This window comes from Hymenobacter lapidarius, assembly GCF_001816145.1.
In the GTDB taxonomy this organism is placed as follows: Bacteria; Bacteroidota; Bacteroidia; order Cytophagales; family Hymenobacteraceae; genus Hymenobacter; species Hymenobacter lapidarius.
Window position 1 is genome coordinate 23055 of sequence record NZ_MDZB01000107.1, and the last position, 10548, is coordinate 33602.

At 62.8% G+C, this 10548-nt stretch carries 7 protein-coding genes, 1 pseudogene and 1 riboswitch; of the genes and pseudogenes, 2 read left to right on the forward strand and 6 right to left on the reverse strand.

Annotation, left to right across the window (positions count from 1 at the left end):
* Positions 1–2 precede the first annotated feature (2 nt).
* Complete coding sequence (locus BEN47_RS11005) at positions 3–2933, forward strand: T9SS type A sorting domain-containing protein (RefSeq protein WP_070728462.1); 2931 nt, start codon at positions 3–5, stop codon at positions 2931–2933.
* 118 nt (positions 2934–3051) lie between these two features.
* On the opposite strand, the gene BEN47_RS11010 is transcribed toward BEN47_RS11005, so the two are convergent.
* The 4 genes from BEN47_RS11010 to BEN47_RS11025 all read right to left on the reverse strand — a co-directional run bounded on the left by BEN47_RS11010 (position 3052) and on the right by BEN47_RS11025 (position 8159).
* Positions 3052–4314 carry a homoserine dehydrogenase gene (locus BEN47_RS11010; RefSeq protein WP_070728464.1) on the reverse strand — a complete coding sequence of 421 codons (1263 nt, stop codon included), beginning with the start codon at positions 4312–4314 and terminating at the stop codon, positions 3052–3054.
* A gap of 228 nt (positions 4315–4542) precedes the next feature.
* Entirely contained in the window at positions 4543–5568 is a 1026-nt protein-coding gene (metX, locus tag BEN47_RS11015; protein WP_070728466.1) for a homoserine O-acetyltransferase MetX, read from the reverse strand.
* A 120-nt stretch (positions 5569–5688) separates the two neighbouring features.
* Positions 5689–7068, reverse strand: coding sequence for an O-acetylhomoserine aminocarboxypropyltransferase/cysteine synthase family protein (locus tag BEN47_RS11020; protein ID WP_070728468.1), 1380 nt, complete (start codon positions 7066–7068; stop codon positions 5689–5691).
* Between the two features lie 381 nt (positions 7069–7449).
* Positions 7450–7566: riboswitch (SAM riboswitch) on the reverse strand.
* A gap of 311 nt (positions 7567–7877) precedes the next feature.
* Positions 7878–8159 (reverse strand): LysM peptidoglycan-binding domain-containing protein, encoded by a 282-nt coding sequence (locus tag BEN47_RS11025; protein WP_070728470.1) that lies wholly within the window; start codon positions 8157–8159, stop codon positions 7878–7880.
* A gap of 183 nt (positions 8160–8342) precedes the next feature.
* Between BEN47_RS11025 and BEN47_RS11030 the strand changes: the two genes are divergently transcribed.
* Positions 8343–8762, forward strand: a complete 420-nt coding sequence (locus BEN47_RS11030; RefSeq protein ID WP_070728472.1) for a hypothetical protein — start codon at positions 8343–8345, stop codon at positions 8760–8762.
* A gap of 105 nt (positions 8763–8867) precedes the next feature.
* Here the strand turns inward: BEN47_RS11030 and BEN47_RS11035 are convergent, their stop codons facing one another.
* Together BEN47_RS11035 and BEN47_RS20950 are read right to left on the reverse strand one after the other, a co-directional pair.
* A complete protein-coding gene (locus BEN47_RS11035; protein ID WP_070728473.1) occupies positions 8868–9953 on the reverse strand; it encodes a lysylphosphatidylglycerol synthase transmembrane domain-containing protein in 1086 nt (361 codons plus the stop codon).
* A gap of 179 nt (positions 9954–10132) precedes the next feature.
* Positions 10133–10548: pseudogene (locus BEN47_RS20950) on the reverse strand (hypothetical protein); the annotation flags it as partial.

Genomic DNA, 10548 nt, shown 5'->3' on the forward strand with positions numbered 1-10548 from the left:
TATTGCTGCTTCGCCTTTGGCAAACGGCTGCCGCCCAAACCCCCATCGACACCACCGGGGGACGGTTCTACCGGCCCATTTTCCCGAACGTGACCGTGACCTCGGGCGTCGCCTACGGCTCGGCCGTCACGGCTTTTGGCGTCCCCCAAACGCTGCTCATGGACGTGTACCAGCCCACTGGCGACGTAGCGGCCGAGCGGCCCGTCATCATCTTCGCCCACCAGGGCGGCTTTTTCGTGGGCTCGCGCACCGATGCCTACATGGTGAAGGTGTGCACCCAGTTTGCCAAGCTGGGCTACGTCACGGCCAGCATCGACTACCGGCTGGGCTTCCCCGTCACGGGCTTCAACGCGCCCGCCGATACCCCGCAGGTGGCCCGGGCCGCCATTCGGGGCATGCAGGACATGCGCGCCGCAGTGCGCTTTTTTCGCCGGGACGCCGCCACGGCCAATGCCTACCGGGTAAGCCCGAGCCGCATCGTGGTGGGCGGGTCGTCGGCGGGCGGGTTCATGGCCCTGGAAGTGGGGTACCTGGATAAAGCCAGCGAGGTGCCGGAGTATGTTGGCCTGGCGGCCCTGGGCGGCATAGAGGGCGAAAGCGGCAACCCCGGCTTTTCCAGCGCCGTGCTGGCCGTGCTCAACCTGAGCGGCGCCACCGAGCGGCCCAGCCTCATCGAGCCCGGCGATGCGCCCCTCTACAGCCTGCACGGCACCGCTGATGCCACGGTGCCCTATCTGCAAGGCAAAGTGGGCTCGCTGCTGCCGCCCAAGTACGTGTTTGGCAGTGGCCGCCTGCACCCCTACGCCACCACGGTGGGGGTGCCCAATCTGTTGCGCACGCTGACCGGCGCGGGCCACGTGCCGTACGAAAGCACCAGCGCGGCGGGCCTGGAGGCGGCAGAAACGGCGTTTCGCGACATCCGCGACTTCCTGCGGCCGCTGCTGGTGCCGGTGACCGGGGCCGTGTTTCCCAGTCTGGTCATCAATACCCCCACCAGCATCGCTGGGGGTAATTATCAGGACATTACCATCAATAGCAGCGAAACCGTGCTCACGGGCAACATCACAGTATACGGCACGCTGGTGGTGCGCCGCCAGGTTGGCCAAGCCCCGGGCTCGCTGAAAACCAACTGCTTCGTGGTGGACGGCCCGGGCAACTTTGACCTGCAGCCCGGCGCCACGCTGCGGATATGCGACCCGGCCGGCATTGCGGCCAGCGGCGCCACCGGGGCCATTCGCAACGGCGGCAGCCGCAGCTTTAGCACCGATGCCGGCTATGCCTACGAAGGGGTGACCAACCAGGCGGCCGGCTCCGGCCTGCCCGCCCAGGTGCGCGAGCTGGAAGTGACCGTGCCCGCCGCCAACTCGGTGGTGCTCCCCGGCGCCCTGAGCATCAGCCAGCGCCTGCTGCCCACCAGCGGGGTGCTCAACAACAGCAACGGCCCCCTGACCCTGCTTTCGGGCAAGGCCGGCACCGCCCTGGTGGCGCCCGGCCCCGCGACCCTGACGGCGCCCCTCACCGTGCAGCGCTACCTCGACCCCAGCGTGAACGCGGGCCTGGGCTACCGGCACCTGGCGGCGCCCCTGGACAATGCGACCACCGTAGACCTGGCCACCGCCACGTTCACGCCCGTGCTGAATCCCGCTTACAACACCAGCTCCCGGCCCGACCTGGTGCAGCCCTTTCCCACGGTGTTTGAATACGAGCAGCAGCGCGTGCTGACCTCGCCGGCCACCAGCTACTCCTTCTTTGATAAGGGCTGGGCCGTGCCCACGGGCGGCAGTGCCACCACCACGCCGCTGGTGCGCACCCGTGGCTACGCCGTGAACATGCCCGCCGACCAAACCCTGCGCTTCACCGGCCCGCTCACCCGCAACAACGAAGCCATTGCCGTGACGCTCGCTGCTATCGCCACGCCCGAGGCCGGCTGGTTCCTGCTGGGCAACCCCTTCGCCTCCGCCCTGAACTGGGACAATGTGCCGGTGCCCAACGGCATGAGCTCGGCCATGTACATCTTTGTGAGCACCAGCCAGTACGAAGGCCGGTACCGGGCCTATGTGAACGGGGTAGGGCCGGCCGCCGCGGCTACCATTCCGCTGGGGCAGGGCTTCTTTGTTCGCTCCCTAGTGCCCGCGCCTGTCACCCTGACCTTCCCGGTGAGCGCCCGGATTACCGATTTTGCGGCGGCTAACACGGCAACCGTTCAGCGCGGCACAGCCGATGCCCGTCCCCGCCTCCGCCTTACGGTGACCGACGCGGCCCAACCCGCCACTTCCGACGAAACCTACCTCTACCTTGAAGCCGGCGCCACCGCGGGTGCCGACCTGCGCTTCGACGCCCACAAGATGCCCAACCCCAGCGGCCTGAACCTGGCTTCGGTGGCCGAAGGTCAGGAGTTGGCCATCAACGGCCTGCCTGTTATCGGGGTGCCCGCGGTGGTTCCCCTGGCGCTAACCGTGCCCCGCGTGGGAACCTACGTGCTGGCCGCCGAGCAGCTGGCTAATTTCGCGGCCGGCACCAGCATTGTTTTGATTGATGCCGTGGCCGGCACGCGCACGCTACTGGCGGCCGGTACGCAGTACCGCTTTTCCCAGGCCAGCCTAACCGCGCCGGACCGCTTCACGCTGGAGCTGAGGTCGTCGGTCCTGGCCACGACCAGTGCGGCCCAGGTTCTGGCAGCGCAGCTGCAGGTGTACCCCAACCCGGCTTCGGGTAGCTTCACGGTGCTGTTGCCCCGGCTGGAAGGCCGCAACGGCCCGTTGTCGGCCCGGCTGACCAATGCGCTGGGCCAAACGGTGCGGACACAGCGACTTTCGGCCAACGGCCAGTCCGTTCAAGCCGAAATAGACGTGCGCGGCCTGACGCCCGGCGTGTACCAGCTGCACCTCACCGTGGGCGGCGTTCCGGTGGTGCGCCGCGTGGTGGTGCGGTAAGATGCCGGCGTGCCGCCCGGCCGAACAGCTGTAAGGCCGGTATCGCCAGCAAACCGATAAAGAAGCAGGGCCGCTGTTCGTAAGAACGGCGGCCCTGCTTCTATTAAATCCTTCATTTCTAAGCCAGTACATATGCTGCCTCGGCTTCAACCGGGACTTGTGGGATGGGCCGGACCTCGTCGAGCCGGGCCACAAAGACTCCGGCCTCGCGCAGGGCAGCCCGGCACCGCCACAGGGCTTCGAGGCCAACGGTGCCGGTGGCCTGTGTGCCGCTGGTGTTGGGGTTTTCACGCTGCGCGGATGGCGCGAGCCAGCCCAGGGCTTTGCGCAGACCCGCGGCCGACTCGTGCCGCACGTAAATATCCACTTCCAGCCCCTCCAGAAGCTGGGTTTCGGCGCGAGCTGACTGCTGCTTGGCGTAGCCGTAGCGGAAGCCGCGCTGTAGCGCCAGCACGTCGGCCAGCACGGCGGAACCCGTGGGAAGGCCGCCGGCCCCGCGCCCCCGCAAAAACTGCGTGCCCGCATACTCAGCCTCAATCACAACGCCGTTAAATTCGTGCTCCACGGCGTAGAGCGGCGACTCGGGGCCCACAAATTGCGGGCATACCAACGCCGTCACGCGGCCATTGGGCAGCCGGTACAGGCCAGCCACCAGCTTTATTTTCTGGCCCTGAGTGGCTGCGAATGCAATATCGGCCGCGCTGATGCGCGCAATGCCTAGGTTCAGTACGTCGGTGGGGTTGAGGAATACGCCGTAGGCGTGGGCCGCCAGAATCACGGCTTTGGAGCGAGGGTCCAAGCCCTCCATGTCCAGCGTAGGGTCGGTTTCGGCAAAACCCAGGGCCTGCGCTTCGGCCAGAGCGGAGGCGTAGCCGGAGCCCGCCTCGCTCATGCGCGTCAGCACGTAGTTCGACGAGCCGTTGAAAATGCCGCTCACCGAACGCAGTGGCTCGTGGCTGAAGTAGCTGTCGAGGGTGCGGATGATGGGAATACTGCCGCACACCGCCGCTTCGTAGAGCAGCGTGCCGCTGAATTGCCGCTGCAACGCCACCAATTCGGCCAGATGGCGGGCTACCATGGCCTTGTTGGCGGATACCACCCGCCGGCCCTGGCGCAGCGCGCTGCTCACCAGCCGGAAGGCCTCGTCGGCGTCGTCAATTACCTCCACCAGCACGTCCAGCTCCGGGTCGGCCAGCAACTCATCGGCGTGAAAGCTGAACCGTTCGGCGGGTAGCGAGCGGGGTTTGGTGGAGTTCTTCACGGCAATGCGCGTCACGGCCAGACCCAGGCCGGGCTGCCGCTGCAGGATGTCGTAAAACCCTTGTCCCACACAGCCAAAACCTATCATGCCGATGCGCAGGAGTGGTTTCTCAGGGTTCATAAGAAAGGTGCTGATGTTAACAGGAATGGAGAAAGGGTAGCAACCCACTTAAGGCCGGTTGTACTACCAGAATGCGCTTTGTGCTGAAAAAAATCAGGTTGTACTACCGGGGCTGTCTTTGTGCTAAAAGAATGGCTCTGCTGCGTTTAAAGGGCGTTTTTTTGAATAATAAGCAATCTGCTTTCACTCAAAAAAGCACTCCCTCGCGCTACTCTTCTCCAAAGTGCCCTAATGCGCGAACGTGGGCGCGTAAAACAGCTCCAGAAAGTGCGTGATGGCCGCTGTTTCCAGCAAAAAGCCGTCGTGGCCGTAGCGCGAGTCCAGCTCGGCGTACATGGCGCCTTTGATGTGGCTGGCCAGCTCCCGCTGCTCGCTCACGGGGAATAGCACATCGGACGTAATGCCCAGCACCAGCGTGCGGGCGCCAATGCGGGCCAACGCGGCGGGCACACTGCCCCGGTGGCGGCCCAGGTGGTGGCTGTCCATGGCCCGGCTCAGGGCCACGTAGCTGTAGGCGTCGAAGCGGGCCACCAGCTTATTGCCCTGGTAGCGCTGGTAGGCGCTGGCGCGGTGCTCCAGTGGCAGCTCATGGTCGGGGTCGGTTTGGGTTTCGGCGTAGGCGGAGTAGCTGCGGTAGCTGAGCAGGGCCATGGCGCGGGCCGCGCGCAGGCCGTCGTCGCCCCCGCCGGGCCGGCCGGCCGCGTACGTGGGGTCGGCCTCAATGGCCAGCCGCTGGGCTTCGTTGAAGGCAATGCCCCAGGCCGAATGCCGGGCATTGGTGGCAACCACCACCAGATGGTCGAACAAAGCCGGGCGCTGTACGGCCCATTCCAGCGCCTGCTGCCCGCCCAACGAGCCGCCAATGAGCGTGTTGATGTCCGTCAGCTCCAGCTCCTGGCGCAGGGCCTCGTGTGCGGCCACCAAATCGCGGATGGTCAGACGGGGGAAATGCTGGTAGCGCGGCTGCCCCGTGGCCGGGTCGGCATCGAGCGGGCCGGTGCTCCCGTAGCAGGAGCCCAGCACGTTGGCACACACAATAAACCACTCGGCCGGGTCAAAATAGCAGCCGGGCCCCACCAGGCCCGGCCACCAGTCCAGCACGTCGGCATTGGCTGTGAGGGCGTGGCACACCCACACCACGTTGTCGCGGTTTTCGTTGAGCTGTCCCCAGGTTTGGTAAGCTACGCGGGCACCGGCCAAGGTTCCGCCGCTTTCCAGTTCGAGGTCGGGGAGATGAAAGAATTGGTTCTTCATCGTTGTTCTTTTATTTTTAGCCCGCAGAAGCCGCAGAAGCCGCAGAAGCTTGCGCAGAAGCCGCAGAACGTTCAGCGTCCTCTGCGCAAGCTTCTGCGACTTCTGCGGGCTAAATTTTACCTACACCTCTAGCGGCTGCGCGTGCTCCAGCTCCGGCTCGCTTACCCCCGTGCCTTCTGCCGGCAGCGAAGCCGTGTTGCCAACGGCAGAAAATGCTAGCTCCAAGTCGGCTTTAATGTCGTCAAAGTGCTCGATGCCCACCGAGAGCCGCAACGAAGTTGGCGTGACACCGGCGGCCAGCTGCTCGGCTTCGCTCAGCTGCTGGTGCGTGGTGGCCGAGGGCTGAATGATGAGCGTTTTAGCGTCACCCACGTTGGCCAGGTGGCTGATGAGCTTCAGGTTATCTATAAACTGCGTGGCCGTTTCCTTACTGCCCTTCAGGCGGAAGCTAAGCACGCCGCCGAAGCCGCGTTTCAGGTATTTCCGGGCCAGGCCGTGGTAGGGACTGCTGGCCAGGCCGGGGTAGCTCACGCTCGCTACCTGGGGGTGCTGCTCCAGCCAGGTGGCGATGCGCAGGGCGTTTTCCACGGTGCGGTCCACGCGCAGGCTCAGGGTTTCGAGGCCGATGAGCAGCTGCCAGGAGTTGAACGGGCTGATGGCCGGTCCAAAGTCGCGTAGCCCTTCTACCCGGGCTCGAATGATGAATGCAATGTTGCCGAATGGCCCACCTTTGCCGAATACGTCGTTGAAAATCAGGCCGTGGTAGCCTTCGCTGGGCTCGGTAAACTGCGGGAATTTGCCGTTGCCAAAATCGTAGGTGCCGCCGTCCACTATCACGCCGCCCACGCTGGTGCCGTGCCCGCCAATCCACTTCGTGGCCGACTCCACCACGATGTGGGCGCCGTGCTCCAGGGGTCGGAACAGGTAGCCGCCCGCCCCAAACGTGTTGTCCACCACCAGCGGCAAGTCGTGCCGGTTGGCAATGGCCGCAATGGCCTCAAAATCGGGAATGCTATAGCTGGGGTTGCCAATGGTTTCCAGGTAAATGGCCTTGGTGTGCTCGTCAATCAGCGCCTCAAAGCTGGCCGGATTGTCGCCATCGGCGAAGCGCACTTCAATGCCCAACCGCTTGAACGCCACCTTAAACTGGTTGTAGGTGCCGCCGTAGAGGTAGGCCGAGCTCACGAAGTTGTCGCCGGCCTGCAGGATGTTGTTGAGGGCAATGAATTGGGCCGCCTGCCCCGAGCCCGTGGCCAGCGCGGCCACGCCCCCTTCCAGGGCCGCCACGCGCTGCTCAAACACGTCGGTGGTGGGGTTCATCAGGCGGGTATAGATGTTGCCGAACTCCTTCAGGGCAAACAGATTGGCACCGTGTTCGGCGTTTTTGAAGACGTAGGACGTGGTTTGGAACAGCGGCACGGCGCGGGCCCCGGTGGTGGGGTCGGGTTGCTGGCCGGCGTGAAGTTGGAGGGTGTCGAAGTGCAAGGGCGAAGCAGACATAATGGGGGTATGTTTAACGTTTGAAAAAACCAGGAAAATGAATTGAAAAAGCGCTTCACAGCCTGAAAAGACAGTTTTAAGCGCAACGAAACCCCCAATAGCCCGTGCTGAAGGCGTGGTCCAACACCGGCCGCTGAGCGCCGAAATGGCCCGCGGCGGGCACAAATGGGCCACCAAAAAAGTCCAGAAACAGGAGAGGATTTGCTTAAGCCGAAATCAGCTTAGCAACAGCACGGGCGCCAACAACACATTCGCATTCGCGTCGGGCTCGGTGCAATACCGGGGGCCACAGAAATGCAAAAAACCGAACCTGCGACGTATAAAAAAGCCGGAGTATTCGGGGCGAAAAAAGCGGAAGCGGGGAGGTTTTCCATAGCACTCGATTCATATTCCCCGCCCCGGATTGCGCCGGTGGTGGGTAGGAATTGGCACCTTTCGCGCGGTCGAAGGTTGCCAGCGGGTCAGGGAGCCTAGTCTCTCGCCGCTTCTGTATAAAACTTGAAACTGCCCCGCCGCGAGCGGGGGAGTACCTCTTGGTGAGGCAAATGTAAGCGCAAATTTTTTTAGCAGGCAAGCAAAGCCGTCAAGATAAATTTGCTGAATTGGTTATAGCAGTTAAAAAAGAACGTCATGCTGAGCTTGTCGAAGCATCTCTACTGCAGCACTAAATCAGATTAGTTACGCGGTAGAGATGCTTCGGCTACGCTCAGCATGACGTTCTTTATTTCTTATATCAAAACCCCGTTGAACACAAAAAAGCCACCCTGAAACAGAGTGGCTTTTCTCACCTTTTTTCTGCAAAAAAGTACCTAGAGACTAGGTATGGTCAACACCTGGCCCACTTCAATGTGGTCAGGGTTGCTGCCGATGATGGCCTTGTTGGCCTCGTATATCTGGTGCCATTTGGCGGCGTCGCCGTACTGTTTTTTGGCAATTTTCGAGAGAGAGTCGCCGCTCACTACGGTGTACGTTTCTCCGGTAGCAGCTGGATTGCTGTTGCCAAAAAAATCAGTGCCACCAGCAGCTGGCTTGGCCGCGGGCTCTACTGGCTTTTGCTCGCCTTTGTCGCTGAGAAAATCAAGAAGTCCCATGAGTTGGTTCAATTAAATGAAAAAAAAGTAGGCAGCCAGCCTGCGTTCAGGTTAGCTGGGCACATATACGGGCAAGTGTATGGGGGGTTTCGTGTTAAACTCTTTTCCGTCTGAGCCGTAAGCCGACGAGCCCGCGCTGCCGGGCCCATCTAATTATCACTCTTTCACCAAAACCTTGTCCCAATGAAAACCCAGTCCCTTTTTTCGCTCCGCTACGTTGCCAGTCTTCTGCTTCTGCTCACGCTTTTCGCTACTGCCTGCGGTAGCGACAAAGGCAAGGTAGAAGGCGTGAATATGCTGTATGGTACTGACAGCAAGGTATGGAAAACTGCTAAAGAAACCGATGCCACCGGCGACAAAGTGAAGCAAAGCAGCGCTCAGAAAAATGAGGAGTTGCGCATTTTTGCCAACGGTACCTACAACATGACCGGTGCCAACGGCGCGGTCTCCGGGAAGTACACGTTTGACCAGGCCGGCAAATCCATCACCATGACGCCCGACGGCTCGGCCACGAGCAACACCTTCGCCGTGGAAACCCTCACCGACGACAAGCTCACGCTGAAGTCGGCAGCTGGCGCCGCCCTCATGCTGGAAGCCGAGTAAGTAAGCTTCTATACAAGTAGAAAAGCCCTGAACCGTTGCGGTTCAGGGCTTTTTTTGTGGTCAGGCAACAGGCGCCGTGAGTTCCGTGCTGGCGCCTTCTGGCCGCTACACCGTAACTGCCTTGGCCGGCCGCTGGCCGAACACCCGCGCCACCCAGCGCGGCAGAAACACCATGCCCAGCACCAGGTACAGGTAGTACGTGACCACCCGGTAGAGCAGCACCAGGAAGCTGGTCATGGTGGCAGTGCCGATGAAGGAGCCGAAAAACGTGGGAAACGCCCCCTCGGCAATGCCCGCGCCGCCTGGCGTAATGGCGATGAGCAGGATGACTTTGTAGGTGATGTTGCGGGCGAAAATGAACAGGAACGTGCTGGCGCTCATCGGCACGAAGGCCGCGATGAGGCAGCCGATGATGGCATAGCGGGCCGTCCAGACGAAAGCCGTGCTTGCGGCGGCGTGCCACCAATAGCGCGGCCCGTTGCCGCGCAGCTGCACCGAGGCCAGCACCATTTCCTGCCCGTGCTTGTAGGCCTTGCGCTGCCAGCGCCGGAGAATGGGTAATGAAAACAGCCGCACCAGCAGCCGCCGCACCGAGCGGGGGTTTACGAAAATGGCGTACAGCATCAGCCCCGCGTAGAGCGTCACAAACACGTAGCTCACCCCAAATGCTATCCGCAGCGTGGCCACAAAGTTGGTTTCCAGCGCCTCGTGCGGGTAAAGCCCGGCCCCGGCAATGAGCACCACCAGCGGCACCATCAGCACGTAGTACAGGTTGTCGAGCAGGGCCGTAACCATGATGTATGCCAGGCCTTTGCCCAGTGGAATACCTTCCTTTTCCAAAATAAAAGGCGCGGCGGCCGTGCCGCCCTGACCCGACGGCAGCACGCAGGAGGCAAACTCCCAAATCATGATAACGTCCAGGGATTGCCGCCAGCTCAGCGCCCCCTCGGCAATGTGCCGGATGCGGTAGATGTAGCCCAGGTCGCGGGCTGCCAGCACCAGCAGGGCCACCAGCAGCCAGCCCCAATGCGCGTTTTGCAACGGAGCCAGCTCGCCCGGCTTGTAGCTGCGGTAGAATAAAAATGCCACTACACTCAGCCCGATAACAACGGGCAGGATGAGGCGCGAGGGGCTCAAGCGCTGCAGGAAATTTGCGTCGTTTTCGGAAAAATCAGGGGGCGTATTGGGCATGGCAAGGGAAAACGGCGCTGGGCAAAAGTAGGGCGTGGCCGGCCGCTAAGTAGTCAGACCGAAGCTTTAAGCGACCAGCCACAAGCTTATGGATGTCCTACAATTCTTTACGGAAATTCCATGCGCACCTACACTCGCACAAGTGCTTAAAGCAGCCGGGACGACAAGAAAAAAGAACGTCATGCTTCGCGATGCGGGCATGACGTTCTTTTTTTGGTGACGGCGCTGGCTAGGGCCGGCCGCCGGTGCTGCCGGCCGGCGTGATGCCGCCGGGCGTAGTCGTGCCGGGCGACGGCGCGTTGGCCGGGGTGTTGATGGGGTTCGCGGGCGGGGCAACCGGCGTGGTGGGAGTCGGCTGGCCCGTTGGGGTTGCCGGCTGCACGGGTGGGCTGGGGTCGCGCGGGCACAGTGCCCGGTACCGTAGCCGGCAGGGTTTTGGTCGAGTCCGTGGTGGTGCTGTCGGTGGGCGTGGTCAGGGGTTGGGTGCCGGGCCGGGCGGCCGGAGCCATGCCGGCAGGCGCACCGGGCGCACCGGCTGGGCGAGTGCCGGACGCGCCGGGCGCACCAGTCGGACGCCCCGTGGGCGCGCCACTGG

What these genes read in the sequence shown, in the direction of transcription:
- BEN47_RS11020 (WP_070728468.1), bottom strand. Translation starts at nt 7,068, where the DNA reads ATGTCTGCTTCGCCCTTGCACTTCGACACCCTCCAACTTCACGCCGGC.
- BEN47_RS11030 (WP_070728472.1), top strand. Translation starts at nt 8,343, where the DNA reads ATGAAAACCCAGTCCCTTTTTTCGCTCCGCTACGTTGCCAGTCTTCTG.
- BEN47_RS11025 (WP_070728470.1), bottom strand. Translation starts at nt 8,159, where the DNA reads ATGGGACTTCTTGATTTTCTCAGCGACAAAGGCGAGCAAAAGCCAGTA.
- BEN47_RS11010 (WP_070728464.1), bottom strand. Translation starts at nt 4,314, where the DNA reads ATGAACCCTGAGAAACCACTCCTGCGCATCGGCATGATAGGTTTTGGC.
- BEN47_RS11035 (WP_070728473.1), bottom strand. Translation starts at nt 9,953, where the DNA reads ATGCCCAATACGCCCCCTGATTTTTCCGAAAACGACGCAAATTTCCTG.
- metX (WP_070728466.1), bottom strand. Translation starts at nt 5,568, where the DNA reads ATGAAGAACCAATTCTTTCATCTCCCCGACCTCGAACTGGAAAGCGGC.